This window comes from Nocardia terrae (genome assembly GCF_009760405.1).
Classification (GTDB): domain Bacteria; phylum Actinomycetota; class Actinomycetes; order Mycobacteriales; family Mycobacteriaceae; genus Nocardia; species Nocardia terrae.
This window is the reverse complement of the sequence record NZ_WRPP01000002.1, coordinates 234,330-261,300: the sequence shown is the minus strand read 5'-3', so window position 1 is coordinate 261,300 and position 26,971 is coordinate 234,330. Positions and strand designations below refer to the sequence as shown.

Here is a 26,971-nt window from a genome sequence, read left to right as displayed (position 1 = left end):
TCACTTCGTTTCGGGGAGGTAGCCATGACGGATCCGGTGGATCTGGTGTTGCGGGCGGCTCGTATCGCCGATGACGCGGAACTGGTCGACATCGCGGTCGACGACGGCGTCATCACCGCCATCGGGCCGGGACTGAACTGCCGGGGTCTCGACGAGATCGACTGTGCCGGACGGGTCGTCATTCCCGGGCTGATCGAGTCCCACCTGCACGTGGACAAGGCGCTGCTCGATGCCGAGAAATCGAATCCGGACGGCACGCTGGCCGGGGCCATCTCGGTGACCGCGGAACTCAAGCGCGGATTCACCGTCGCCGCCATTCGGGACCGCGCGCGGCGGGTGCTCGATATGGCGATCGGCAACGGCACCACCGTGATTCGGGCGCATCCGGATGTGGATCCGATCGTGGGGCTGCGGGGTGTGACGGCGCTGCTCGATCTGCGTGAGGAGTATCGGGATCGGCTGGAGTTGCAGATCGTGGCCTTTCCGCAGGAAGGGATTCTGCAGGCGCCCGGGACGATCGATCTGCTGCGGGAGGCGTTGTACGCGGGGGCGGATGTGCTGGGTGGGTGCGCGTATAACGAGCGCAGTGTCGAGGACTGCCACCGTCATGTCGATCTCATTTTCGAGATGGCCGCCGAGTTCGATGTTCCGCTCGATATCCATGCCGATTTCGCTGATGATGCTGCGGATCCGCGTTATGCGATGGCCGATTACATCGCCAAGGTCACTGAGCGGTCCGGGCGTTGTGGGCGGGTGACGCTCGGCCATATGACCTCGCTTGCCGGGCAGACACCGGCTGAGCGAGCGCGGACGCTGGAGCATCTGGCGGCTGCGGGCGTTTCGGTTGTTCCGTTGCCTGCGACCGATATGCATTTGGGTGGGCGGGGCGACGCCTTGAACGTGCGTCGGGGGATCGCGCCGATTCGCGAGTTGTGGGAGGCGGGGATCACGACTGCCTACTCGTCCAACAATGTGCGGAATGCGTTCACGCCCTTCGGGAATGCCGACATGCTGGATGTGGGGTTGTTCCTGGCCCAGACTTCGCATCTGTCCGGTGCGGAGGATCTGCGGCGGGTTCTCGGGATGGCGACCGAGCAGGCGGCTCGGGCCATCGGGATCTCGGATCGCTATGGCCTGAGGGTCGGGGCGGTGGCGGATCTGGTGGTGTTGTCGACGCTGAGCGTCGGTGGGGTTCTTCTCGATCGACCCGATCGGAACTATGTGTTCAAGAGTGGGCGGCTGGTTGCCCGGACGGTCCGGACTCAGGAACTGAGCCCGCGCTCGGTTCCAGCCTCCTCGAGGCTCGAACCGTGACGACCTCCCGGCGTAGAAGCCCGAGTTACCCGATTCTGTTCGCGAGATCGATTAGCGAACGGTCTGTTCGCGGCGCACCGATCAGGCAGATGCCGTTCGGGAGTCCATTGATCGACGGTTGCGGGATGCTGATCGCGGGCGCGCCTGCGATGGCGGCCAGACACGTCAGGTGCAATGTCCGCGTGCGCCCGGATTCCAGGGTCTCGGGTGGGGCGGTTCTGGGCGGGGGTAGCGTGGCCGTGCTCGGCAGTACGAGAACTCGGTCGTCCAGTATCGAGTGGAGCTGTTCAGCGGCCAGGCGAAGCACCTCGCGAGCCTCCCCGACTCGATCGCGGGTGACCGTCGAAGCGAGTTGAAACCGCTGCGCCACTTCGGGTTCCAGCGCGTTCGGGTGTTCGGTGATCCACTTGCCGTGGTTCGCCCAGGCTTCGAAGCCCTGCACGGTCCGGAACGCGGTGAACCAGGATTCCAGATCGGCGTTCACTGTCGTGTCGATCGCGCCCATCCGATGGGCGGCTGCGAGCGTCGCGGCGGCCAGGTCGTCGTCCGCGACCGCGCAGATATCGGGATCGACGACCAGTTGTGGTTCCTGCGATCTTGTTGCCGGAAGCAGGCATTCGGCTACCGCCGCCATGGTCCGGGCATCACGGGTCAGCCAGCCCACGGTGTCGAACGACTCGGCCAGCGGCACGACCCCGGCTTTCGACAGACATCCGTGCGTCGTGCGGATGCCCCACAGCCCTTGATACGCGGCCGGTACCCGGATGGATCCCGCCGTGTCCGTGCCCAGGCCGATGGTGACCTCGCCGCCCGCTACCGCGACCGCCGAACCGCTGGAGGATCCGCCTGGAATCCGCTGCGGCGCGGCCGGGTTCACGGGCATGCCGTAACGCCCGTTGCCTCCGGTGATGCTGTAGGCGAACTCGTCGGTGTGCGCGATTCCGGTGATCTCGGCTCCTGCCGCGAGCAACCGCGACACCACGGCCGCGTGGCTGGGCTGCGGCGAGCCCAGAAACTCCGGAACGCCCGCGCTGAGGGGGAATCCGGCGACGGCGTAGAGATCCTTCACCGCGACGGTGTGCCCGGACAGGATCCCCTCCCCCGCGGGGGAAACCAGCGGCGTGCCGTGCTCACGCCATACTCGCGCGTCGAATTCCACTGAACCGCACGGGACCTCCCTCGCCGCCGTCATCAGGCCCGCTCGAGGACGCGCCTGGCCAGCTCGGTGGCGGCTCGATGGGCGAAGTCGGCGACCCGGACCTCACCGTGCACGCCGCGCACCTGGTCCACGGCCTGCGAGATATTGAAATCCGCTGCGGCGCTGAGGTAGAGGTATGCCTGCTGCGGATCGGCGTCGAACAGGGAGACCACCAGCTCGACCGCATTGCGGACACAGACTTCCAGGGCCTTGTTCAAATCCTCGTCCAGGCCGGTCGGGATGAGGAGGCCGTGCGAGGCGGCGAACGGGCCGACGGGGCGGCCCAAACCGGCGCTCACCTGGGCTCGCGGAATCACGTCCACGGTGAGCCGCGCACGCAGGGGTGCTTCCAGCGCGGTCAGGGCCACCTCGCCATTGCCCTGTGCGAAATGCGGGTCACCGACGTAGAAGAGTGCCTCGGGCACTTGCACCGGCAGGAACAGGGTCGCGCCCGCGGTGAGGCGGCGGATGTCGATATTGCCGCCGTGCAGGCCGGGCGGGACCGAGGACACGCGGGTGTCGGTGTCGGTGGCGACGCCGATGATGCCCAGGAACGGATTCAGCGGAAAACTGGCCTGCCGCAATGGATCCGAGTGCATGGGCATGGTCCCGAACCACCGGCCGTCGCGGGCTTCCACGGCACAGAACTGCCCGTAGTCGCCGTCGAATCCGCTCCGGTGGGCCAGTACGCCGCGCGCGTGCCGGGTGGAGATCACACCGTAGGGCGCGCGCATCGTCAGTTCGTCGATGCGGATGGCCAGCAGGTCTCCGGGGTCGGCACCGGTGACCGCGATGGGGCCGGTGACGATGTGCGGTCCGGCCAGTGAGTCGCGGCGGCGTGTGGCCGCCACCTCGATCGCGTCCGCCAGCACCTGGTCGCCGTCGACGCCGTGACGGCCGAAATAGGCGCGGGGGTCGGAGCCCTGGTCGGCGAGAATGCCCTCGTGGCTGACGGTGTCGACGACGACGCTGCGCCCGGGCTCGATGGTCGCGATGGGGCGGTCACCCACCCGGGGCAGGCGTCCCCACAGCACCGCCGCGGGGTCGGCGGGGAGGTAGACGGCCTCGCCGCCGATTCCCTCGCTCGGTTGCAGCACCGGAAACGCCGGGGCGAATCCCCGCACGATCGACGTCACGCTCTCTACCTCTCCTACCCGACCGCAATTGGTCGGACCATCCGATGTGCCGACCATAAGCCAGGCGAACGGGTGGTGGCGGGGCGTGAAACCGAACGTAACTGCCGTTTTACTTCCGTGAAATGACCTGCATACGAATGGATTTAGAGTTGGGGCGATGACGGCATCGATTCCGCCGCTGCGCCGACGCGTACACAGCGTCAGCTCGGAGGTCGCGGCACACCTGGAGGGGTTGATCACCAGCGGCGAGTTGCGCGCCGGGGATCGGCTGCCGCCGGAACGCGAGCTGGCGGCGAACATGAACGTCTCGCGCTCCTCGTTGCGGCAGGCCATGTTCGAGCTGGAGTCCAAGAAGCTCATCGAACGGCGGCAGGGGCGGGGCAGCACGGTCACCGAACCCGGACGGCACGCGGGGTCCCTCGCCGAGGGACTGGGCGGGGTGGAGACCGAGCTCGGTTACGCCCTCGAATTACGCGATCTGGTCGAACCGCGGATCGCCCAGTTGGCGGCGCTGCGGGCGGTGGAGTCGAATCTGCTGTCGCTGGACGAGGTGCTGACCCGCTGCAACGAAAGCCTCTCCCCCGCCGAATCCCTGCGTCTGGACATCGAATTCCACACCCTGCTCGCGCACGCCGCCCAGAACCCGCTGCTGGTGACGCTGTGCACCATGACCACCGAGTGGACGCGGCGCACCCGCACCCTGTCGCATCGTTCCCGGCACGGCCGCCGTCTCTCGCTGGCGGGCCATCATCGGATCTACGAGGCGGTGGCGGTTCACGACGGCGCGGGCGCGGCGGCGGCCATGGAACAGCACCTGCGCGAGGTCCGCGAGATCAGCGGCTCGCGACGCTGACGGCTCATCGTCGAAGCGACCCAGTCGATTCGATCGGGAGCGGCCAATGGCATCGACACCGGAAGAAGCGGCCGTCGGGGCGTCACGGCTGCCAACGCTCGCCCAGATCGAAAATAGTTGGTAGCCAAGTATTTACACGGCATGTTGTGTTGATCGTGCTGTCGTGTCGCTTGATTCGAAACTATGATCGATTTCATGAGTGAAATCCCTGTTGAAGCCTTCTTCGACCGCACGGTGGTCGAACAGCTTCGCGTGGTGCACTCACAGATAGCTGCGCTGCAGGCCGAAGAGATCGCGTTGATGACGCAGCTGTACCAGCTGCGCCGTGCCCAGCAGCTCGATCTCGGTGTCGGGTACCTCTACGCGGGCGAGGACACGGCCACCGAGATCGGGATCGCGTTGAAGATGTCTCAGCGTGCGGCCGATCTGGCGATCAATCTGGGACTCGGGCTCGACAATCGCTACCCCGCCACTCGCGAGGCCTTCGCGGCCGGGCGCATCGACCTGGCTCAGGCGCGTGCGATCAGCCAGACCCTGACCAACGTGTCCGAAGACGTGTTGGCGGGGTTGGAGACCAAGGTCGCCGCCTATGCCGAGCAGGCCGATCCGGCGCGGATCAGGCGCACCGCACGCCGTTGGCTGCTCGAGACCGATCCGGAGGGTGAAGCGGTGCGCCGCAAGGGCGCTGAGGCCGACCGGTACGTGAGTGTGACCGCTGCCGACAACGGGACCGCGGTCGTGGACGCGGTGCTGCCCGCCGCCGGTGGGCAGACCCTCTACGAGCGGTTGCGGGAGATGGCCTCGACGCAGGTGTGCGGTTCGGATCCACGCACCACTGCCCAACGGCGCGCCGACGCCCTGGTCGCCCTCGCCGACGGCACCGGCCGCCTCACCTGCCAGTGCGGTCGGTCCGATTGCCCGCGGGCCGAGATCGACGCGACCACCCCGGCCCCGCGCAAAGCACTTGTGCAGGTGGGTGTCTCAGCCGAGACCTTGGCCGGGCTGCGTGACAACCCAGCCCTGCTGGCCGGATTCGGCGCGATCGACGCCGACCTGGCCCGTCAACTCGCGCGCTACGCCCGCTTCGACCTCATCACCGACACCACCACCGCTCAGATGACCGTGCCCGCCACGGAACCGCACGCTGCTTGTGCCGACGCCGGGCTCGCGCTGCGCTTCCCGGCACACCACACACCAGACCAGGTGAGCGCGAAGGGCATCCCCGACCGGAGAATACCCGGCCAAACCAGCTCAACCGACACCCCATCTGCGGAAACGGAATTGCGGTACCGGCCGGGAGCCCGCGTCGCCGCGCGCGTGCGTGCGCTCGACGGGACGTGCCGGGCCCCGGGCTGCCAGATCCCCGCCGCAGCCACCGATCTCGACCATCAGGACCGCTTCGATCACAACGACCCCCTCTCCGGTGGGCACACCACCGAGGACAACCTCGGGGCGCGGTGTCGTCGCCATCACCGGCTCAAGACCCACGCCGAAAACCACCGCAATCAATGGCGCGTCCTGCACCACCCGAATCGGGAGGTCGAATGGGTCACGCCGACTGGGCAATCGGTTACCACCCAGCCCGAAGGTGTGGCGTTCTTGTTCCCGACTCGGTTCGTGGCACCGGTTACCGCTGGCGGAGTCCCGGATGCCGAACCGCATGGATCGGTGTGGGATCCCGGGGAGGCGGAGAACGAGATGACCGAGATGTTGCACGTCTACAGCACGCCCGCGCAGCGACGCGGGGCACGGCGGGCGGCACGACGGGCGCGGGGAGGTTCGGCAGGCTCGGCACAACATGTGATTCACACGCTCAAGGCCAGGTAACACGGGGGAAGACTGCCAGGGTGCATGGTCCAGCAATGGGATTGCGCCTCGATCGGAGGTACCTGAAGTGTGGTCGCCTCGCCTGCCCTACCGGACTTGGGCTGACGCCGGGTTGGGAGCCGTCACCTCGCCTACCGGCCCACGGACTGCACGGATCACCTTCTCGAGACAAAAACCAAAGATAAAAACCCCAAACACCCTCCCCGTCCGACACGACCAGGCCCGAACCCCCGACACACCGAGGCATTTTCGCCTTTGTCTTTGTCTGTTTATCCGGACCGGAAGGTTCGCCGATAGGCCAGCGGTGCGACCCCGATTGCTTCCTGGAGATGCTGCCGAAGCGATGTGCCGGTAGCGAAACCGACTTCACCCGCGATCCGGTCCACCGAAAGCTCCGTCGTTTCCAGCAGTTCACGCGCGCGGAAGACGCGTTGCTGGATCAGCCAGCGTCCGGGGCTCATTCCCACCTCGTCCCGGAATCGGCGGGCGAAGGTGCGGCCGCTCATGCGGGCCTGGTCTGCCAGGTCGGACATGCTCAGCGGTTGGTGGAGGTTTTCCAGGGCCCATTGCCGGGCGTCGGCGGTGCCTGCGGCGGTCGGCGGCGGCACGGGTTGTTCGATGAATTGGGCTTGGCCGCCCTCTCGCCATGGCGGGACCACGCAGCGGCGGGCGACCATGTTGGCGACTTCGCTGCCATGGTCGGTGCGGATGAGGTGGAGGCAGAGGTCTACTCCGGCGGTGGCGCCTGCGGAGGTGAGGATGTCGCCGTCGTCGACGTAGAGGACGTTCGGGTCTACGTGGATCTTCGGGAAGGTGCGGCGGAAGCGGTCGGCGAAGTTCCAGTGGGTGGTGGCGGGGCGGTCGTCGAGTAGACCGGCGGCGGCCACCACGATCGCGCCCGTGCAGATGGAGACCAGGCGGACGCCGGGGCGGATGAGGGCGAGGGCTTCCGAAACGGCCTGCGGGAGGCCGTTTTCGAGGATGGGGAGCACATCGCAGGGCGGAATGACCACGGTGTCGGCGGTTTTCAGCACGCTTGCGTCGTGGGCGACGGCGATGTCGAAGTCGGAGTTGCTGCGGACGGGGGTGCCGTCGAGGGAGCAGGTGATCACTTCGTATCGGCCGTCGGCGGTGCCGAAGACGCGGTTCGGGATGCCCAGTTCGAAGGGGTAGACGCCGTCGAGGGCGAGCACCACCACCCGGTGGGGCGGGGTTGTCATCGAGTCGGGCTTGTCCTCGCACTGCATGGCACGATCCTATCGAATAATGGCGATCATGCCATTTTCCGGTGGAGGTGCGGGCGGCAAGCTGAGAGGCATGAGCGAGAAGGACATCACCATTCCCACCACCATGAACGCCATCGGCCAGGACGTGCTCGGCGGGCCGGAGGTGCTGCACGCGGTGGAACTGCCGGTGCCGCAGCCGGGTCCGAGCGAGATTCTGGTGCGCGTGCACGCCACCGCACTCAACCCGACCGATTGGAAGCATCGGGCGTTGCGGGGACTGTTCCTGCCGGCGCCGCCGTTCGTGCTCGGCTGGGACGTCTCCGGTGAGGTGGTCGCCACCGGTGTCGGTGTCACGCTGTTCCAGCCGGGTGACGAGGTCTTCGGCATGCTGCCCTACCCGCACGGGCATGGCGCGGCCGCGGAGTATGTCACCGTCACCGCGCGGGCGTTCGCTCGTAAGCCCGCCAACCTCGGGCATGTCGAGGCGGCCGCCATCCCGCTGGCCGCGCTCACCGCCTATCAGGCCATCGTCGATACCGCGAATGTGCAAGCAGGACAGCGGGTACTGATTCATGCGGCGGCGGGCGGGGTCGGACACTTCGCGGTGCAGATCGCGAAGGCGCGGGGCGCGTATGTCATCGGCACGGCGAGCGCGCCGAATCATGATTTCCTGCGGTCGATCGGTGTCGATGAAGCGGTCGACTACCACGCTGTCGACGTCACCGAAACCATCCGCGACATCGACATGGTGCTCGACCCGATCGATGAAGCCCACGCCATCCGTTCGCTGAACACGCTGCGGCCCGGCGGCATCGTGGTCGCGATCCGCGGCGGTAAGGGCGACGAGTTGCGTGCCGCCGCAGACGGACTCGGTGTGCGCGGGGTGTCGCTGCTGGTCGAGGCCGATCACGCGGGGATGGACGCGTTGCGCGAAATGGCGGAGTCCGGCACGCTGCGGCCGACCGTCGCCGGAACGTTCCCGCTGGCCGATGCCGCCAAGGCGCATGCGCTGGGCGACACCGGCCGTACCGTCGGCAAGCTGGTGCTCACCGTCGACTGAGGAACGTCTACGGCTCGAACAGGTCCAATTGTGGTTCGCGCGGGCGGACTTCGATGGATCCGAAGACCAGGTCGGGGGGCGGGACCAGGCCCAGGTGCTCCCACGCGGCTGCGGTCGCGACGCGGCCGCGGGGAGTGCGGGCCACCAAACCCGCTCGGACCAGGAAGGGTTCGCAGACTTCCTCGACGGTGGCGGCTTCTTCACCCACGGCCACGGCGAGGGTGGAGACGCCGACCGGGCCGCCGTTGAAGCTGCGGATCAGGGCGCCGAGTACCGCACGGTCGAGACGGTCCAGGCCGAGGACGTCCACGTCGTAGACGGCCAATGCGGCGTGGGCGATCTCGGGGGTGACGATGCCGTCGGCCTTCACCTCGGCGTAGTCGCGGACTCGGCGGAGCAGGCGGTTGGCGATGCGGGGCGTGCCCCGGGAGCGGCCCGCGATTTCGGCGGCGGCGTCGGATTCCAGGCGGACGCCCAGGATTCGGGCGGAGCGTTCCAGGATGAGTTTCAGCTCGTCCGGCTCGTAGAAGTCCATGTGGCCGGTGAAGCCGAAGCGGTCACGCAGCGGTCCGGTCAGGGCGCCTGACCGGGTTGTGGCTCCTACCAGGGTGAATGGGGCGATATCGAGCGGGATCGAGGTTGCGCCGGGGCCTTTGCCGACGACCACGTCGACTCGGAAATCCTCCATGGCCAGGTACAGCATTTCCTCCGCCGGGCGGGCCATGCGGTGGATCTCGTCGATGAACAGGACGTCGCCTTCGACCAGGTTGCTGAGCATGGCGGCCAGGTCTCCGGCGCGTTCCAGGGCGGGGCCCGACGTCAGGCGCAGGGCGGTGCCGAGTTCACCGGCGATGATCATGGCCATGCTCGTCTTGCCCAATCCCGGTGGGCCGGAGAGCAGTACGTGGTCGGGGGTGCCGCCGCGCAGTTTCGCGCCGCGCAGGACCAGGGCCAGCTGTTCGCGGACCCGGGGCTGGCCGATGAAGTCGTCGAGGGACTTCGGGCGCAGGCTGGCCTCGATCTCGCCGTCGGATTGCAGGTAGCTCGCGGTGACGGCGGATTCGGTGTTGTCGGTGAAATCGTCGAAATCGTCTGTCATGGCGGCCTATCGATTCTTGCCGAGCAGACCCAGGGCCGTGCGCAGGGCTTGCGAGGTGCCGAGGGCCGGGTCGTCGGCGAGGACCGCGTCGACCGCGCCTTCGGCCTGGCGGGCGGGGAAGCCGAGACCGATGAGGGCGTCCACCACCTGCTCGCGCACGGGGGTCGCCATCGGGGCGGGGGTGCCCGCCGGACCGGACTGCACGGGAACCAGATTCACCTTGTCGCGCAGTTCGACGACCATGCGCTCGGCGCCGCGCTTGCCGACGCCGGGGACCCGGGTCAGGGCGGCCACGTTCGATTCGGCGAGGGCCTTGCGCAGGGCCTCGGGTTCGAGGACCGCCAGGACGGCCATCGCCAGTTTGGGGCCGACGCCCGACACCGTCTGCAGCAGGACGAACAGTTCGCGGGCCTCGGTGTCGGCGAAGCCGAACAAGGTCATCGAGTCTTCGCGCACGATCATCGTCGTGTAGAGCCGGGCGTCCTCGCCGCGGGTCAACCCGGCTAGCGTGGCGGGGGTGGCGTTGAGGCGGTAGCCGACTCCGGCGGCCTCGATCACCACATGGTCGAGTCCGATCTCGAGCACCTCGCCGCGTACCGACGCGATCACCGAATTACCGCCTTCCGTTGCTGGGCAAGTCGTTCCTCGTACAGACGCTGTTGCGCCGCGGCCATCGCCTCCGCCTTCGCCATGCGGTCGAGCATGGGGGCGCGCCAGCAGTGGCAGATGGCCAGGGCGAGCGCGTCGGCGGCGTCGGCGGGTTTGGGTGCGACGGCCAGGCCGAGGATACGGGTCACCATGGCGGTCACTTGCGCCTTGTCGGCGGAACCGTTGCCGGTGACGGCCGCCTTCACCTGTGAGGGGGTGTGGAAGTGGACCGGGATGCCGCGGCGCGCGGCGGCGAGGGCGATCACGCCGCCCGCCTGCGCGGTGGCCATCGCGGTGCGCACATTGTGCTGGGAGAAGACCCGTTCGATGGCCACGACTTCCGGCTCGTGGGTGTCCATCCACGCTTCCGCGCCGTCGGCGACGAGCAGGAGTCGTTGCGCCAGATCCATTTCCGGCGGGGTGCGCACCACGTCGACCTGCACCATGGTGACCTTGCGGCCCATGCTGCCGTCGACGACGCTGAGGCCACACCGGGTGAGCCCGGGGTCGACGCCCATCACCCGCACCGAAACCCCTCTCACCGTGAACGAACAACTGTTCGAGAGTCTAACGGAACCTCGCGGCGACATTGTCCATCGACACGGGGCGGGCCGGGTGGGAAATCAGGAACCGCTGCCGCTGGGCGCGGGGGCCGGGCGATTGTTGTCGACTGTGGCGCTGAGATATTCGATATCGGTCACGAAGCCGGGCTCGAATTCGTCGGGACCGTTTTCCCAGGTGGGGCTGCTCCAGTTGCCGTCGGAATCCATCTTGGGAGTGCCGAGTCGCGACGGTCCCTGCTTCCAATGGCCGGGGCAGTCGGCCGGTACCCGCGCCGTGGAGTGCGCGGCGACCCAGACCGACGAGTCGTAGCCGTCGATGAAGTTCATGCAGGACACCCGGATCCGCACGCGGTAGGCGTCGTCGTTGTCGTTGCGGCAGGTGCTGCCGCTGCAGGACACCCCGTCGGCGAGGTCCTTGGCGAATGCCGCCGGGGCCAGCGCGCCCGCACCCGCGGTGATCAGCGCGGCAGCGCTCAGGCCGATCAGCAACCGATTTGCCATGCGTGAATCAACTCCTGGCTAGTTCTGCCCCGACCCGGGATACAGCCTGTCGCACAGGAGGTTTCGCGCACATCAGGGCAAACCCCGAATTCGCTGTGTCAGGAAGGATGAGGCGCGGCCAGCGTGGCGGCGAAGATACGGAGCGCGTCCTCGGCGAAGAGGACGAATCGCACCTGCTCGACCTGGGTTTCGGTGTCGCGCACGGTGTCGACCGCGATGCGCGCGCCGTCGTCCATGGGCCAGCCGTAGACGCCGGTGGAGATGGCGGGGAAGGCCACGGTGCGTGCGCCGAGTTCGTCGGCCACGCGCAGGGATTCGCGGAAGCAGGAGGCCAGCAGATCGGAGCGGTCCTCGGTGGCCGACCAGACCGGGCCGACGGTGTGGATCACCCACTGCGCGGGGAGGTTTCCGGCGGTGGTGGCGACCGCCTGGCCCGTACGGAGGCCGCGACCGTACTGCGAGGCGCGCAGGGCGCGGCAGGCGGCCAGGATCTCGGGGCCGCCCTTGCGGTGGATCGCGCCGTCCACTCCCCCGCCACCGAGCAGGGAGGAATTGGCCGCGTTCACCACGGCATCCACGTGCTGCTCGGTGATATCGCCTCGCACGGCAATCAATTCGGGCATGAGCCCAGGATATTACCCAGCGAGACGGCGGCTGCTGTTGTCGACCGCGGCGCTGAGATAGTCGATGCCCGTGACGTAGCTGGGTTCATAGGTGGGCGGGTCGGTCACCATCGGAGTGTTGTAATCCCATTTGCCGTCCGGGCCCATCGTGGGAGATCCGGGATGCGTCGCACCGGGCACCGTCCGGCCGTTGCATCCGACCTGCACTTCTTGGGTGGTATGACTGTTCACCCAGACCGGCGTCTCGTAGGTGCCGCCGAAACCCGAGCACTGCACCCGGATCTGGACGCGGTAGATGTCGTCGGTGTCGTTGCGGCAGCTGTGGTCGCTGCACGAGACTCCCTCGGCCAGATCCTGGGCGAAGGCGGCCGGGGCGAGCGCGGCGGTGATCAGGGCGGCGGCGCTCAGGCCGATCAGCAACCGGGTTGCCATGCGTGAATCAACTCCTGGCTAGTTCTGACCCGACCCGGGATACAGCCTGTCGCACAGGAGGTTTCGGGCGCATCGGGGAAAACCCCGAATTCGCTGTGCCGGAAGGATGATTCGCGACGCGGGCAGAGGATACGACGCGGGCCGCCTCCCGTTCCGGGAGGCGGCCCGCGTCGAAGTCGGCCTGCTACGCGTCCAGCTCGGCCAGCACCTCGTCGCTCACGTCGAGGTTGGTGTAGACGTTCTGCACGTCGTCGCTGTCCTCGAGCGCGTCGACGAGCTTGAACACCTTGCGGGCCAGGTCGGCGTCGGCGGAGACGGTCATCGACGGCTGGAAGCCGGACTCGGCGGAGTTGTAGTCCAGACCGGCCTGCTGCACCGCGGTGCGGACCGCGATCATGTCGCCGGGCTCGGAGATGATCTCCCACTCCTCGCCGAGATCGTTGACCTCTTCGGCGCCGGCGTCGAGCACGACCATGAGGATGTCGTCCTCGGACTGCCCGGCCTTGTCCAGGGTCACGATGCCCTTGCGGGAGAACAGGTACGACACCGAACCGACATCGGCCATATTGCCGCCGTTGCGGGTGACCGCCAGGCGCACCTCGCCGGCCGCGCGGTTGCGGTTGTCGGTGAGGCACTCGATCAGCAGGGCGACACCACTGGGGCCGTAGCCCTCGTACATGATGGTCTGGTATTCGGCGCCGCCGGCCTCTTCGCCACCGCCGCGCTTGCGGGCGCGCTCGATGTTGTCGTTCGGCACCGACGACTTCTTCGCCTTCTGGATGGCGTCGTACAGAGTCGGGTTGCCGTCCGGGTCACTACCACCGGTGCGGGCCGCCACCTCGATGTTCTTGATCAACTTGGCGAAGAGCTTGCCGCGCTTCGCGTCGATCCCGGCCTTCTTGTGCTTGGTGGTGGCCCATTTGGAGTGGCCGCTCATTCCCTACTTCCTCGTTTCAGGGGGCTGAATGGTGTCCGACATTCGAGAGTACGTCAGACACCGGCGCGCGGACGCACCGCGGTGTCGACGAACAGCTTGTGGACGCGCAGATCGCCGGTTACCTCCGGATGGAAGGAGGTGGCGATGACGTTGCCCTGGCGGACGGCGACGATGCGTCCGGCGGCGGGGCCGGAGGGGACGGTGGCCAGGACTTCGACGCCCGCGCCCGCCTTCTCGACCCAGGGGGCGCGGATGAAGACGGCGCGGACCGGGCCGTCGTTCAGGCCCTGGAATTCGACGTCGGCTTCGAAGGAATCGACCTGCCGGCCGAAGGCGTTGCGGCGCACCGTCATGTCGATGCCGTGCAGGGGCTTCATATCCGGTCGCGTGTCGAGGACCTCGCTCGCGAGCAGGATCATGCCCGCGCAGGAGCCGTAGGCGGGCAGGCCGTCGCGCAGCTTCTGCTTCAGCGGTTCGAGCAGGTCGAAGACTTCCAGCAGTTTGCTGATGGCGGTGGATTCGCCGCCGGGAATCACCAAACCGTCAATGGCCGAGAGCTCGGATTCGCGGCGCACGGGCACCGCGGTCGCTCCGCAAGCTTCGAGCGCGTGCACATGTTCGCGCACGTCTCCCTGCAGGGCCAGCACGCCAATTGTCGGTTTCACGCCGTCGAGCATACGTTCGCGGGTCGTTGTGGCCCTGCTCACCCGGGCTGTCAGGGTTTCGTTAGGACTAGTGTCCATTTCGGGCACGAGGTGAACACTGCGGCTTGTGACTGATTTGCTTCCGCAAACCTCGCCCGGGCCGCGTGGCGGAGTCGACGCGCCGCCGCCCCGGCACGGGCTGACCGTCGCGACCGGGCTGGCCGGGCTCTCGCTCGATGCCATGGCCTCGGTCGCCTACGGTCCCGAGGCCATCGTGCTGGTGCTGGCGGCGGCGGGCACCGCCGGGCTCGGGTTCACCCTGCCGGTCACCCTGGCCATCGTGGTGCTGCTCGCGGTGCTCATCGCCTCCTACCGGCAGGTCATCGCCGCCTTCCCCAATGGCGGCGGCGCGTACGCGGTGGCCAAGGAACGGCTCGGGCATCGGACCAGCCTGGTGGCCGCGGCCTCGCTCATCGTGGATTACGTGCTCAATGTGGCGGTGTCCATCGCCGCGGGCGTGGCGGCGCTGACCTCGGCGTTCCCGGCGCTGTTCGGCTACACCGTCTGGATCTGCCTGGCCGTGCTGGTCGGGATCACGGCGTTGAACCTCTACGGCATCCGGGAGAGCGCCCGCGCGTTCATGGCCCCGACCGTGGTGTTCGTGGCGGGCATCCTGGTGGTCGTCGTCGCGGGTCTGCTGCGCAGCGAACCGGCCGCCGTGGCCACCGGCGCTGCCGTATCCGAGAACGCGCGCACCATCGGAATCCTGTTGCTGCTCAAGGCTTTCTCCAGCGGCTGCGCGGCGCTGACCGGTGTCGAGGCGATCGCCAACGCGGTACCCAGCTTCAGTTCGCCCAAGGTGCGCCGGGCGCAGCGGGCGGAGGTGGCGCTGGGCGTGCTGCTGGGCGTCATGCTGATCGGGCTGGCCACCCTCATCGAGAAGTTCTCGATCCGGCCGCTCGACGGGACCACCGTGCTCTCCCAGCTCACCGAGGCCGCGCTGGGACACGGAATCGGTTACTACATCGTGCAATTCGCGACCGTCATCCTCTTGGCGCTGGCGGCCAACACCTCCTACGGCGGGCTGCCCACGCTGACGAAGATCCTCGCCGACGACAACTGCCTGCCGCACCGGTTCGCGGTGACCTCTCCGCGGCAGGTGTATCGGTTCGGCGTTCTGGCCCTTGGTCTTTCGGCGGCGGTGCTGCTGATCGCCTCCGAGGGCAATATGAACGCGCTGGTGCCGCTGTTCGCCATCGGGGTGTTCGTGGGCTTCACCATCGCGCAGGCCGGCATGGTGCGGCACTGGCTGGCCGAGCGGGTGCCGGGCTGGCGCTGGCGGATCGCGCTCAACGGTGTCGGCGCGGTGCTGACCTTCGTGGCGCTGGTCGTCACCACCTCCATGAAGTTCGCCGCGGGCGCGTGGCTGATCGTGCTGGTCCTGCCGCTGCTGGTGCTGGCGATGGAACGCATTCGCAAGATCTACGGCCGTATCGACGGCTGCCGGGGCATCGGGTGCGTGCCCGCCGAGCCGAAGGCCACCGAAACCGCCATCGTGGTGCCGGTTTCGGAGGTGTCGGAGCTGAGCCGGGAGGCGCTCAGCGCGGCCATGTCACTGGGCCGCGACGTGACCGCGCTGCACGTGTGCCTGCCCGGGGAGAACATCACCGTGTTCACCAAGGAATGGGAGGCGTGGCATCCCGACGTGCGCCTGCTGCTGCTCGAGGACGGCGATTCGACCGTCGGCGGGCCGGTGGCGCGCTACGTGCGCGACAACTTCGCTGGGCGGCGCAAGGTGGTGGTGATCGCCGAGGTCGAGCCGCCCGCGGGATGGAATCACGTGCTGCCCAGCCACCGCAGCGACGAGCTGGAGCGGGTGCTGCGCAAGATGCCCGACACGGTGGTCTGCCACCTGCGGGTGCAGATCGCTTGAGGCTCAGGCGGTTCCGGGCGGGTAGGACGCCGCCTGCGGGTCGCGGAAGGTACGCGTCAGGCCCTCCTGCATGACCACCGCGACCAGTTCCCCCGCCTGGTTCCAGATGCGGCCGCCGGTCAGGGCGCGGCCGGCTCCGGCGCTGGGCGACTGCTGGTCGTAGAGCAGCCAGTCGTCGGCGCGGAACGGGCGCAGGAACCACATGGCGTGATCGAGCGAGGCGTTCTGGGTGGGCTCGTCGGGGTGGATGACCTTCGACGAGCCGAGCAGCGTCATATCGCTCATGTAGGCGAGCGTGCACACGTGGAACAGCGGATCGTCGGGCAGCGCGTGCCGGTAGCGGAACCACACCTGCTGCTGGGCGATGGTGCCCTCGCGACGGTCCACGTCGTCCTGCGGAATGGTGCGGATGTCCCAGTGCTCCCATTCGCGCATGGCCCACAGGCGTTCCGGGCTCATGGACTCCTTGGCGTCGGGCAGCTCCAGCGGCGGCGGCACCGTGGGCATCACGTCCTGATGCACGGGCCCTTCGTCGCCGACGTGGAAGGAGGCCGACATGGTGAAGATGGCCTCACCGTTCTGCACGCCGGTCACCCGCCGGGTGCAGAAGGACCGGCCCTCGCGAATGCGGTCGACCAGGTACACCGTCGGCTGCTCCGGATTCCCGGGCCGCAGGAAGTACCCGTGCAGCGAATGCACCTGATAGTGCGGATCCACCGTCCGCACCGCCGCCACCAGCGCCTGCCCGGCCACCTGCCCGCCGAAGGTGCGCGGCAGCTGCGTCTTGGTGGACGCACCGCGGAAGATGTCGCGTTCGAGTTGCTCTATTTCAAGCGCCTCTTCGATCGTCGCCATGCACCAGTCCCTTCGCGTTGGTCGCGCTCAGGCTAACAACCGGACCAAATCTATCGTTTACGCAACGGACGTGTTTGATACGATAGTTTCATGAGTTGGAAGCGCCGGGCCGTGATCGCCGCGAGTTGTGTTGCCGCCCTTGTGCTGTCGATCGGCGGATGGGTGATCGTGGCGCAGGACTTCGCGATTCGCGAGGAGCGGGTCACGATCACCGGTGCGGCGCAGCCGTTGCAGGGGACATTGGCTCTGCCCAAGCGGGGTGACGGGCCGTTCGGGCTGGTGGTTTTCGTGCACGGCGACGGTCCGGCCACCGCCGACCGCGACGGGTTCTACCAGCCGATCTGGGAAGCGTTCGCTCGGGCCGGCTACGCGTCGCTGGCCTGGGACAAGCCGGGAGTCAATGGCGCACAGGGCAATTGGCTCGCACAGAGCATGCACGATCGGGCGGTCGAGACCGAGGCGGCGTTGAGCTGGGCGCGGGGGCGATCCGAGATCGACGCGAGCCGCATCGGGCTGTGGGGCATCAGCCAGGCCGGGTGGGTGCTGCCAGAGGTGGCGGCCCGGCATCCGGAGTTGCGGTTCATGATTCTCGCGGGGCCGGCGATCAATTGGCTGCGGCAGGGTGAGTACAACCTGCGGATCGAGCTGCGGGAGCGCAATGCTCCCGACGCCGAGGTGACCGCGGAATTGCAGCGGCGGGCGAACGATCTCACGCTGCTGCGCGAGGGTGCGAGTTACGACCGATATCGCACAACCACCACGGATTCCCCGCCCATGAGCGCGGATCGGTGGGGGTTCGCCATGCGGAACTATCTCGCCGACAGCTCCGAAACCGTTGCTCAGATGCGGATTCCGACGATGCTCGCGCTGGGCGGGCACGACATCAATGTCAATGTCTCCGAAACCGAGCACCTTGCAGCGCAGCCTGAAACCGGTCGGGGATGCGGCCAATCTCATGGTGGTGACGCCGTGGACGCTGGCCTATCTCGAAGTGCTGCGCCGGGATATCGACCGGGCACGCTGCCGCCGTTCTTCGCGGCGCTGTCGGGGGTACGGGCGCGGCGGGAGTGCCGGGTGCTGGCGCATCTGAACCGGTCGGTCATCGACGGTGGCCCGGCCGGTACGCTTTTCGGCGATATGGCGCGGGCCACCGGGATCCCGCTGGCGCTGGGCATGTCCCAGGTCATCGACGGCACGGCCCGCCGGGCCGGGGTGCATCCGCCGGAGGCGGTCATCGATCCGCGGCGGTTCTTCGCCGACCTGGGTCGCGAATTGGGCAGTGTCGGTTCGCCGGTGGTGCTCGAACGGGAACCGATGGGCTAGAGCGCGAGTGAGGAGTGCCGGTGCTGGACGACGGGACGGAGATTCCGACGCGGACGCTGGTGGAGAGCATGATCCGCGAGGACGCCACCATCGACGCCGCGGAGCTCTACGATGTCGCGGCGGCGCTGGGCATGAGCGATCAGCAGGTGCGGCTGTGTATCAAGAGGCTGGTGGCCGAGGGGCAGTTCACGCACGAGGGGCGCGGGCGCAGGGCGGTGCTGCGCGCCACGGCGGAGACGCGGGCGGTGCTCACGCCCGAGATCGAGTACCTGCGACTGATGTACGCGCAGGATCGGGGGCTCGCGCCGTGGGACGGGGTGTGGCATCTCGCGGCGTTCGCGGTGCCCGAGGCGAATCGGGCGGCGCGGGATGCCATGCGGGACACCATCGTCGGGCTCGGGGGCGTGGCGATTCAGGGCGGGCTGTACGTGTCGGCGCACGGCTGGGAGGACCAGCTTCGGGCAACGGCGGGCGAACTCGGGATCGGGGGGCAGCTCACCACGCTGGCCAGTACGGAGTTGTCGATCGGTGGAAGCACCGAGAGCTCGGAGCTGGCGGCCCGGCTGTGGCCGCTGGATCGGCTCGCGGCCGGACATGAACGACTGCTCGGCACGGCCGAGCGCGTGCTCTCGGCGCTGCCGTCCGCCGACGCGACCGCGCGGCTCACGCTCGCTCTGGTTCTGGCCGCGGAATTCGACCGCGCCCTCGAGCCGGATCCCCTGCTGCCGCCCGAGTTGCTGCCCCGGCCGTGGATCGGTGCGACGGCCCGCGCGGCGGTCGCGGAATGCTGGACAGAGCTGGATGCGGCCGCCCTGCCGCCCATTCGGCTCTTCCGCTGGTACGCGCGGGCACTCGCCGAGATCACCGGCGCACGACGCTAGACCGACAGCACATCGTCTGCGAACCCGCCAGAGCTGTGGCCTGGAACACCTGAAATCCTTACGGTTTGCTTACGCTCTGCGGTGGCAGCATGTGCTGACGGGCTCACGCCCGAAGAGGTTGTCCATACGCAAACGGGGGGAATGCCAGTGTTGGCAATCGCCGAGGTCGATCAGGCCTTGGCCCGGCTCGACGCCGACCATGGTGAGATCTCCGCGAATCTCGCGGAGCTGGAGGAACATCCGGGTGTGCGGTTCCTCGACAAGGTGCCGTTGACGGGGATCAGTGCGGCGCGCTGGGCGTCGGCGCGGGCCCGGCTGGATGCCATGTGGGCACAGTTCCGGCTGTTCGAGGATGTGGTCGGGAGGGCGCACGCGGTGCGGACGCGGCGGGCGCGGCCGGGGCAGACGGAGTTGACCGAGCTGACGGCGTTGCTGGCCGGGCCCTCGGTTGTGCTTGCCCCGCAGGCGATTCCGCTGGGTGAACGCGATCTGCTGGGTCCCGCGGCGGTGCGGCGGTCGATGACGCTGGCGCAGCTGGTGGCGGAGATGACGGCGGCCTATCGCGAGGTGGCGCAGGTCGCGGCGGCGGCGGACGCGGTGTCCTCGACGCTGTTGCCGGGGGTGGATCGGGCCGGCGCGCGGCTGGCGGAGGCGCGGCGGCTCGCGGGTGAGCTGGACCTGGCCGCGATCGCGCATCCGCTGCTGGCGCGGCTGGACGAGATCGAGGGCCGGTTGAATAGCGAACGGACGCTGGCCATGTCGGATCCACTCAGCCTCGCCGAACGACACACCGACAATGATGACCCCGCGGTCTTGAATCGCGATATCGACGACGTGCATCTGAAACTGCGGGAACTGGCGGGTCGGCGCGCCACCGTGACGGAGCGGCTGAACGGTCTCGCCGCGGCGGTGGCCGAGACCGAGACCGCCGAGCGGGCCGCGCACACCGCCGCCGCCATCACCGGCGCGAAGATCCTGGGCTTCTCCCCCACTCCCATGGAACCGCTCGCGCCGCTGCGGGATCGGCTCGGCCGGTTGCACTCCGGCACGGACCGGCACTGGACGCGGATCAATGACGACGTGGTCGCGTTCACCCGTGATGTCGAGCGCGCCCGCGCGAGCGCCGACACCGCGCGCGACAACGCCCAGGCGCTGCTCGATCGCCGCGACGAACTACGCGGCCGCGTCGACGCCTACCGCGTCAAGGCCGCGCGGCTGCGACTGAGCGAGGACCCTGTGGTCGACGCGCACTATCGCCGAGCCCACGACCTCTTACATTCCTCCCCTTGCGATCTCGCCGCCGCCACCCGCGCGGTGACCGAGTATCAGCAGGCGATCACCGAGAAGACGGCATCACGATGAGCACTTGCACGCGGCCCGATTGCGGCGGCACCATCCTGGACGGGTTCTGCGACGAATGCGGGCTGGCCCCGGCCACGACGCAGGCCCCTCCCACGACCAACGGCGCCTCGGCTGCGGTCGCGCATTCGGGGACGCTCGCCGGTTCCTCCCGCGCGGGCTCGGCGCGGCAGAGCCGGCGCGGATCGAGTCGCTCCTCGTCCCGGTCGACCCGTACGGCGCGATCCAGTCGTGGCCGGTTGGGCGCGGGCCTGGTGTCGATTCCGCAAGTGCCGTACCGGGATCCGTCCACCGCGGTGATGGCCGATCCGCAGGTGCCGGAGCACGAGCGTTTCTGCAGCAACTGCGGCCAGCGGGTGGGCCGCGGCCGCGAGGGCGTGCCCGGCCGCACCGAGGGCTTCTGCCGCAACTGCGGCACCGCCTATTCCTTCACCCCCAAACTGGCGGCCGGGGATCTGGTGGCCGCCCAGTACGAGGTGCTGGGCTGTCTGGCGCACGGCGGCCTGGGCTGGATCTATCTGGCGCGCGACCGCAATGTGAGCGACCGCTGGGTGGTGCTCAAGGGCCTGCTGGACACCGGTGACGCCGACGCCATGGCCGCGGCCGTGGCCGAACGCCAGTTCCTGGCGACGGTGGAGCACCCGAACATCGTCAAGATCTTCAACTTCGTCAAGCACCCGGACCCGCGCACCAACGAGCCCATCGGCTACATCGTCATGGAGTACGTCGGCGGCGCGTCGCTGAAAGAGCTACGCTCCCAGCGAGATGCGATGGGCGGCCTGCAGCCGATGCCGCTGGCCCAGGGTCTGGCCTACATACTCGAGATCCTGCCCGCCATGGGCTACCTGCACAGTCAGAGCCTGCTGTACTGCGATTTCAAGCCCGACAACATGATTCAGACCGAGGAGCAGCTCAAGCTCATCGACCTGGGCGCGGTCCGGCACATGGACGACGAGGAGAGCGCCGGATTCAAGACCGACGGCTACTGCGCGCCGGAGCTGGAAGACCAAGGCGCGTCGGTGGAGTCGGATCTGTTCACCGTGGCGCGCACGCTGGCGGTGCTCACCTTCAACTTCGATTACCGCGGCACCTACCGCTACACGCTGCCGCCCGCCACGGAAGTGCCGCTGCTGGCGCAGTTCCCGTCGTTCCGGCGGCTGCTGGAGCGCGCGACCGCCGCCGATCCGAACGAGCGGTTCGGATCCGCGTCGGAGATGGCCGAGCAGATCATCGGCGTACTGCGCGAGGTGGTGGCCGCCCAGGACGGGCAGCCGCGACCGGCGCTGTCGAGCGTGTTCAGCGGGGAGCGGAAGGTTTTCGGGGCGGACCCGGAACAGTGGCCGGCGATTCCGGCCCCGGGGGTCATCGCCGCGGCGCTGCCGGTGCCGATGGTCGACCCCACCGACCCGGCGGCCGGATTCCTGGCGACCACCTCGATCGGGGATCCCCGCCAACTGGTGGCCGCGTTGCAGGCCGCGCCGGTCTCCTCGCCGGAGGTGACCCTGGCATTGATCCGCGCCCGGATCGAGGCCGGTGACATCGCCACGGCGCTGGGCGAATTGGCGGCATGGGAGGAATCCGAGGACGCCGACTGGCGGATCACCTGGTATCGGGGGCTCGCCGCGCTGGCGGGCGGGAACTTCACGGCCGCGCGGGACGCGTTCGACACCGTCTACGGCATGCTGCCCGGCGAGGCGGCGACCAAACTGGCGCTGGCGGCCGCGCGGGAGTGCGCGGGTGACCACGACGCGGCCTCGCGGCTCTACTTCCAGGTGTGGCGGACCGACCACGGATATCCCAGCGCCGCTTTCGGATTGGCCCGCACCCGCCTGCAGGAGCGGGATATCGACGGTGCGATCAGCGCCGCCGATTCGGTCCCGGCCAGCTCCAGCCATCACACCGCCGCGCAGCTCGCCGCGTTCGGCGCGCAGCTGGCGGGCGGTTCGGGACGGTATCTGGTGGCCGCGGGCAACCGGCTCGAGGCGCTGGCGCTGGATCCGGAACACAAGGCGTGGCGCAGTATCGAGGTGCTCGACGCGGCGCGCGGCCTGACCGCGGTGTCTCCGGGCGAGCCGGGCGCGACCGTGCTCGGGCATCCCTTCGCCGATCGCGACCTGCGACGGGCGCTGGAATCGCAGTATCGAGAACTGGCGCGGCTGTCCTCGGACAAGCTCGCGCGACGGGATCTGGTGAACCGGGCCAATGCGATCCGGCCGGTGAGTTGGGTATGAGGGGTATGGGAAGCGCGATGACGGCCATAACGGAGGAGACCGGCGTGTGCCCGGTATGCGGTGCGGAATTCGCCGACGGCGACCGCTTCTGTGAGGACTGCGGTGCGTCGCTGACGGGTGAGGCGCCGCCGCCCGGCCCGGCGCCGGACCGGCGTGACATCGATCTGGGGACGGTCGCCGCGGTGACCGATCGCGGGAAACGGCACGCGCACAACGAGGACGCGATGGCAGTGCGCGTGCTGGAGGGGTCCGGGATCCGGATCGTCGTGGTGTGCGACGGGGTTTCGAGCTCCGATCATGCCGACGACGCCGCGGCGCGCGCCGCCTCGACCGCGGCCGAGCGGCTGACGGCCGAGCTGAGCGCGGGGCTGGGTGCGGAAGCCGCGACCATTCTGGCGATCGGGGCGGCGGCGGATGCCGTTGCGGCACTGGGCGACAGCGGTGACCGTACGCCGTCGTGCACCATCGTCTCGGCGGTCGTGACGGCGAGCTCGGTCACCGTCGGGTCGATCGGCGACAGTCGCGCCTACTGGCTGACCGATGCCCCGGACGCGACCCCGCCGCGTAAGCTGAGCACCGACGATTCGGTGGCCGCGGGCCTGGTAGAGCTCGGTGTGGACGAGGCCACCGCCATGTCCATGCCGGACGCGCACACGCTCACCGCCTGGCTGGGGGCGGACGCGGTCGGCATCGAACCCCATGTCCGCACGTTCGTTCCGGACGGGCCGGGCGCGGTACTGGTGTGCAGCGACGGCCTGTGGAACTACTTCCCCGGCGCCGACGCTCTCACCGAGCTCGCGCTGCCGCAGGCCCGGACCGCTCCCCTCGCCACCGCCCACCAGCTGGCCGATCTGGCGAACGCCGCGGGCGGCGGCGACAACATCACTGTCGCCGTCGCGCCGTTTCCCGCTACCTCGTTCCCTGCTACTTCGTTCCCTGCTACCTCGAGGAACAACTGATCATGAACGACCCCTTGGGTTTCCGGATCGAAACCTTCCAGAACGAGTACCTGCCCGCGGGCGCGACCCGCGTCAACGCGGTCGTCACGGTGACCGCCACCGGCGGCGGCGCGATGCCCGCGCACGGCGGGGCGGCCGAGGTGATCATCGTCGACTGCTCGGGCAGCATGGATCACAGCTACGGCAAGCTGGCCGCGGCCAAGAACGCCACGGCGGCAGCCATTTCGGCGGTGCGCGACGGCGTCGAGTTCGCCGTGGTGGCGGGCACCGACGTGGCGCGCATGGTGTACCCGGTCACGCCGACGCTGATCACCGCGACGCCTGGCAACAAGGCCAATGCCATTGCCGCCGTGCAGAATCTGCGCGCGGGCGGCGGCACCGCCATCGGCAACTGGCTGCGGCTGGCCCGGCAGCTGTTCGGGAACCGGGACGGGCTGCGGCACGCCATCCTGCTCACCGACGGGCGCGACGAACACGAGACGCCGCAGCAGCTGGATGCCGAAATCCTTTCCAGCCAGGGCGTTTTCCTGTGTGACTGCCGCGGGGTGGGCACCGACTGGGAGATCGCGGAGCTGCGCAAGGTGTCCACCGCGCTGCTCGGCACCTGCGATATCGTGGCCGATCCCAAGGATCTGGTGGCCGACTTCCAGGCCATGACCACCGCGGCCATGGGCAAGTCGGTCGCCGATGTGTCGCTGCGGTTGTGGACGCCGCGCGGGGCGAACGTGAAGTTCGTCAAACAGGTCGCGCCCGAGCTGCTGGATCTGAGCGGGCGGCGTACCGAGACCGGTGCGCAGGTGGGCGAATACCCGACGGGCTCGTGGGGTGGCGCGGAGAGCCGCGACTATCACATCTGTATCGAGGTCGCGGCCGGTGGCGTGGGCGATGTGATGCTCGCCGGGCGGGTCAGCCTGGTGCTGGGCGGCGAGGTGCTCGGGCAGGGCATGGTCAAGGCCGTGTGGACCGATGACGTGGCGCAGTCCAGCAAGATCAGCCCGGAGGTGGCGCACTACACCGGGCAGGCCGAGCTCGCCGGGGTCATCCAGGAGGGGTTGGCCGCGCGGCGCGACGGCGATCTCGATACCGCCACCAAGAAATTGGGGCGGGCGGTGCAGATCGCGGCGGCGTCGGGGAACCAGGACACCGCCAAGCTGCTCGAAGGCGTCGTGGATGTGCTCGACGCCCGGACCGGGACGGTGCGTCTGAAGTCGGCGGTGCGCAAGGCCGACGAGATGACGCTGGACACGCGGTCCACCAAGACTTCTCGCGTGCACAAGCGGTGAGCGGCATGCTGACCTGCCCGGCCGGACACGAATCGGCGGCCGACGACTACTGCGATGTGTGCGGGCTGCTCATGGGGGCGAGCCCGGCGCCCGCGGCCACACCGGAACCCGCGGGGACGCCCTGCCCGGTGTGCGGGGAGCCGCAGACCGGACGGTTCTGCGAGGGGTGCAGTTACGACTTCGTGGCGGGGTCCGCGCCGACCCGGGCGGCGGTGCCCGACCCGACGGTGGTCGCGACGCCGGTGAAGACCGCTTGGACCGCAACCGTTTTCGCGGACCGCGAGTACTTCGACACCATGCGCAGCGAGGACGACGACGTCGAGTTCCCGGCGTATTGTCCCGAGCGCGTCTTCTCCTTGCGCGGGACACAGATCCGGGTCGGCCGCCACAGCGCCTCCAAGGGCATCGATCCCGAGATCGATCTCACCGGTCCGCCGCAGGATCCGGGCATCTCGCACCTGCACGTACTACTGCTCGCGCAACCCGGGAACGGCTGGGCCGTCCTCGATCTCGGCTCCACCAACGGCACCCGGCTCAATGCCGCCGTCGATCCCATCCCGCGAGGCGAGACGGTGCCGGTGCACGCCGGCGACCGCATCCACCTGGGCGCGTGGACCACACTCACCCTCGAGCAGGACAACGCATCATGACGACGACGCTCCAGCAGGCACGAACCACGCTGCACCAGGTGCGGACCGCGCTGCCCGGCCGCGCCGACACCCCTGCCTGGATTCGCTACCTCGCGATCCTCGCGGTGGTGCTGACGGTGATCACCGCGCTGGTCATGGCCGCCGACGCCCGCTCGGCGCGCCACGGCATCGACGTCATCGGCCATCACACCGCACCGACCGTGACCGCCACCGAGGACCTGTACTTCGCGCTGGCCGATATGGACGCCAACCTGTCGAATGTGCTGCTGGCCGGGAACGATTCGACGCTGGCGGCGGTGCGCACGACCGCGCAGACCACCTATGAGCAGCGCCGGGTGCAGGCCGACGCCGATCTGCAGCAGGCGATGACGATCGCCACCAATGACGATGCGTCACGCCAGATCCGGGAGCTGCTCGACAAGTTCGGGCAGTACCAGGCGCTGGCCGCCGACACCTTCCAGCTCAGCGACCTCGACCCCCGACCCGCCGGGCAGCCGTCGGCGCGGACGCTCGAGGCGTATCGGTCCGCCACCGGGATGGTGCCCGATCTGCTGTCGCGGGCGCAGCAGCTCGCCGACACCAACAGCGGTGTGCTGAGCCAGGCTTACCGCGACAGCAGGGACACCACGGTCGCGGCGCGGATGCGCATCGTCGTGCTCGGACTGGTCTTGCTCGCCGTGCTCATCGGGCTGCAGGTGATGTTGCGCGTGGTGTTGCGACGGCGGGTCAATCCGGCGCTGGCCGTCACGACGGTGCTGGCGGCGGGTCTGCTGCTGGGCGGGTTCGTCGCGAATACGTCGGCGGCACAGCAGCTCACGGTCGCCAAGCAGGACGCCTTCGACTCACTGCTGGCGCTGCGGCAGGCGCGCGCCGTCAGCTACGACGCCAATGCCGACGAGAGCCGGTACCTGCTCGACCCCGAGCACGCGGCCGGGTACGAGAAGAGTTACCTCGACAAGTCGCAGCGGCTGGCCGGGGTGCAAGCGCACGGGGTCGGCGATTACTCCGCCAGTCTCGACCAAGCGATGGCAGCCCACAAATCCGACATCGGACAGGCGATCAGCGCCGATTCCTTCCTCGGCCAGGAACTGCGCAACATCACCTTCGCCGGTGAGGGACAGGTCGCCCAGCAGACCCTGACCGCCTACCAGGTCTACCAGCGAGACGACCACTCCCTGCGCGGGCTGGCGGGCTCGGATCTGCGAGCGGCCATCACCCTCGACACCGGGGCGTCCAACGATCACTTCGATGCCTACGACAAGGCGCTGGTGCAGACGATCGACATCAACCAGCACGCCTTCGACGCCGCGATCACCAAGGGCGAGAGCGACTTGTCCGGCTGGACCAACTGGCTGCCCTATGGCGCGGCCGTGCTGTTCGCGGTGCTGATCCTGGTGGGTGTGCGGCCGCGGCTGGCCGAATATCGCTGACCCGGT

Annotated in this window: 26 protein-coding genes; 13 read left to right on the top strand and 13 right to left on the bottom strand. The window is 68.7% G+C overall.

Features of this window, described 5'->3' with window-relative positions; genetic code table 11:
* On the bottom strand, positions 1–210 hold the full coding sequence (locus GPX89_RS45850) for a hypothetical protein (RefSeq protein WP_328601707.1): 210 nt from the start codon (positions 208–210) through the stop codon (positions 1–3).
* Between GPX89_RS45850 and GPX89_RS11000 the strand changes: the two genes are divergently transcribed.
* Positions 211–1,314 (top strand): amidohydrolase family protein, encoded by a 1,104-nt coding sequence (locus GPX89_RS11000; protein WP_328601706.1) that lies wholly within the window; start codon positions 211–213, stop codon positions 1,312–1,314.
* A 25-nt stretch (positions 1,315–1,339) separates the two neighbouring features.
* On the opposite strand, the gene GPX89_RS10995 is transcribed toward GPX89_RS11000, so the two are convergent.
* Positions 1,340–2,473 (bottom strand): amidase, encoded by a 1,134-nt coding sequence (locus tag GPX89_RS10995; RefSeq protein ID WP_198347364.1) that lies wholly within the window; start codon positions 2,471–2,473, stop codon positions 1,340–1,342.
* A 32-nt stretch (positions 2,474–2,505) separates the two neighbouring features.
* A complete protein-coding gene (locus GPX89_RS10990) occupies positions 2,506–3,648 on the bottom strand; it encodes an acetamidase/formamidase family protein (protein WP_328601705.1) in 1,143 nt (380 codons plus the stop codon).
* 157 nt (positions 3,649–3,805) lie between these two features.
* On the opposite strand from GPX89_RS10990, the gene GPX89_RS10985 reads away from it, so the two are divergent.
* A complete protein-coding gene (locus tag GPX89_RS10985; protein ID WP_157387408.1) occupies positions 3,806–4,501 on the top strand; it encodes a FadR/GntR family transcriptional regulator in 696 nt (231 codons plus the stop codon).
* A 195-nt stretch (positions 4,502–4,696) separates the two neighbouring features.
* Positions 4,697–6,328, top strand: coding sequence for an HNH endonuclease signature motif containing protein (locus GPX89_RS10980; RefSeq protein ID WP_198347363.1), 1,632 nt, complete (start codon positions 4,697–4,699; stop codon positions 6,326–6,328).
* 269 nt (positions 6,329–6,597) lie between these two features.
* Here GPX89_RS10980 and GPX89_RS10975 read toward each other — a convergent pair whose 3' ends face one another.
* Entirely contained in the window at positions 6,598–7,575 is a 978-nt protein-coding gene (locus tag GPX89_RS10975; protein ID WP_235947069.1) for a GlxA family transcriptional regulator, read from the bottom strand.
* Positions 7,576–7,645: 70 nt separating this feature from the next.
* On the opposite strand from GPX89_RS10975, the gene GPX89_RS10970 reads away from it, so the two are divergent.
* Positions 7,646–8,614, top strand: a complete 969-nt coding sequence (locus GPX89_RS10970; protein ID WP_235947067.1) for an NADP-dependent oxidoreductase — start codon at positions 7,646–7,648, stop codon at positions 8,612–8,614.
* Between the two features lie 7 nt (positions 8,615–8,621).
* Here GPX89_RS10970 and ruvB read toward each other — a convergent pair whose 3' ends face one another.
* The 8 genes from ruvB to pdxT form a co-directional block, all read right to left on the bottom strand.
* Positions 8,622–9,713, bottom strand: a complete 1,092-nt coding sequence (ruvB, locus tag GPX89_RS10965; RefSeq protein WP_157387406.1) for a Holliday junction branch migration DNA helicase RuvB — start codon at positions 9,711–9,713, stop codon at positions 8,622–8,624.
* Between the two features lie 6 nt (positions 9,714–9,719).
* Entirely contained in the window at positions 9,720–10,322 is a 603-nt protein-coding gene (gene ruvA / locus GPX89_RS10960) for a Holliday junction branch migration protein RuvA (protein ID WP_328601704.1), read from the bottom strand.
* Entirely contained in the window at positions 10,319–10,888 is a 570-nt protein-coding gene (gene ruvC / locus GPX89_RS10955; protein WP_328601703.1) for a crossover junction endodeoxyribonuclease RuvC, read from the bottom strand. Before ruvC ends, ruvA begins: the two co-directional genes overlap by 4 nt.
* A gap of 96 nt (positions 10,889–10,984) precedes the next feature.
* On the bottom strand, positions 10,985–11,425 hold the full coding sequence (locus GPX89_RS10950; protein ID WP_157387404.1) for a hypothetical protein: 441 nt from the start codon (positions 11,423–11,425) through the stop codon (positions 10,985–10,987).
* Between the two features lie 98 nt (positions 11,426–11,523).
* Positions 11,524–12,048 carry an O-acetyl-ADP-ribose deacetylase gene (locus GPX89_RS10945; protein ID WP_157387403.1) on the bottom strand — a complete coding sequence of 175 codons (525 nt, stop codon included), beginning with the start codon at positions 12,046–12,048 and terminating at the stop codon, positions 11,524–11,526.
* A 12-nt stretch (positions 12,049–12,060) separates the two neighbouring features.
* The gene (locus GPX89_RS10940; RefSeq protein WP_157387402.1) at positions 12,061–12,480 is read right to left on the bottom strand and encodes a hypothetical protein; all 420 of its coding nucleotides are present in this window, start codon (positions 12,478–12,480) and stop codon (positions 12,061–12,063) included.
* A 184-nt stretch (positions 12,481–12,664) separates the two neighbouring features.
* Positions 12,665–13,417 (bottom strand): YebC/PmpR family DNA-binding transcriptional regulator, encoded by a 753-nt coding sequence (locus tag GPX89_RS10935; RefSeq protein ID WP_157387401.1) that lies wholly within the window; start codon positions 13,415–13,417, stop codon positions 12,665–12,667.
* A 53-nt stretch (positions 13,418–13,470) separates the two neighbouring features.
* Positions 13,471–14,094 carry a pyridoxal 5'-phosphate synthase glutaminase subunit PdxT gene (pdxT, locus tag GPX89_RS10930; protein ID WP_157388110.1) on the bottom strand — a complete coding sequence of 208 codons (624 nt, stop codon included), beginning with the start codon at positions 14,092–14,094 and terminating at the stop codon, positions 13,471–13,473.
* Positions 14,095–14,302: 208 nt separating this feature from the next.
* On the opposite strand from pdxT, the gene GPX89_RS10925 reads away from it, so the two are divergent.
* Positions 14,303–15,994 (top strand): APC family permease, encoded by a 1,692-nt coding sequence (locus GPX89_RS10925; protein ID WP_157388109.1) that lies wholly within the window; start codon positions 14,303–14,305, stop codon positions 15,992–15,994.
* 3 nt (positions 15,995–15,997) lie between these two features.
* Here GPX89_RS10925 and GPX89_RS10920 read toward each other — a convergent pair whose 3' ends face one another.
* Positions 15,998–16,849 carry an acyl-CoA thioesterase gene (locus tag GPX89_RS10920; protein WP_157387400.1) on the bottom strand — a complete coding sequence of 284 codons (852 nt, stop codon included), beginning with the start codon at positions 16,847–16,849 and terminating at the stop codon, positions 15,998–16,000.
* Positions 16,850–16,939: 90 nt separating this feature from the next.
* Here GPX89_RS10920 and GPX89_RS46220 point away from each other — a divergent pair, with 90 nt between their 5' ends.
* The 8 genes from GPX89_RS46220 (at position 16,940) to GPX89_RS10880 (ending at position 26,965) form a co-directional block, all read left to right on the top strand.
* Entirely contained in the window at positions 16,940–18,172 is a 1,233-nt protein-coding gene (locus GPX89_RS46220; RefSeq protein ID WP_157387399.1) for a serine aminopeptidase domain-containing protein, read from the top strand.
* Between the two features lie 68 nt (positions 18,173–18,240).
* On the top strand, positions 18,241–19,053 hold the full coding sequence (locus tag GPX89_RS10910; RefSeq protein WP_157388108.1) for a PaaX family transcriptional regulator C-terminal domain-containing protein: 813 nt from the start codon (positions 18,241–18,243) through the stop codon (positions 19,051–19,053).
* Positions 19,054–19,194: 141 nt separating this feature from the next.
* Entirely contained in the window at positions 19,195–20,415 is a 1,221-nt protein-coding gene (locus GPX89_RS10905) for a hypothetical protein (RefSeq protein ID WP_157387398.1), read from the top strand.
* Positions 20,412–22,643: a serine/threonine-protein kinase gene (locus GPX89_RS10900; protein ID WP_157387397.1), complete on the top strand. Its 2,232-nt coding sequence runs from the start codon at positions 20,412–20,414 to the stop codon at positions 22,641–22,643. The genes GPX89_RS10905 and GPX89_RS10900 overlap by 4 nt, the downstream gene beginning before the upstream one ends.
* Positions 22,644–22,660: 17 nt before the next feature.
* Positions 22,661–23,602, top strand: a complete 942-nt coding sequence (locus tag GPX89_RS10895) for a protein phosphatase 2C domain-containing protein (RefSeq protein ID WP_157387396.1) — start codon at positions 22,661–22,663, stop codon at positions 23,600–23,602.
* Between the two features lie 2 nt (positions 23,603–23,604).
* On the top strand, positions 23,605–24,885 hold the full coding sequence (locus GPX89_RS10890; RefSeq protein ID WP_157387395.1) for a vWA domain-containing protein: 1,281 nt from the start codon (positions 23,605–23,607) through the stop codon (positions 24,883–24,885).
* A 5-nt stretch (positions 24,886–24,890) separates the two neighbouring features.
* Positions 24,891–25,535, top strand: a complete 645-nt coding sequence (locus GPX89_RS10885) for an FHA domain-containing protein (protein WP_157387394.1) — start codon at positions 24,891–24,893, stop codon at positions 25,533–25,535.
* The gene (locus GPX89_RS10880) at positions 25,532–26,965 is read left to right on the top strand and encodes a hypothetical protein (RefSeq protein ID WP_157387393.1); all 1,434 of its coding nucleotides are present in this window, start codon (positions 25,532–25,534) and stop codon (positions 26,963–26,965) included. The genes GPX89_RS10885 and GPX89_RS10880 overlap by 4 nt, the downstream gene beginning before the upstream one ends.
* Positions 26,966–26,971: the final 6 nt, after the last annotated feature.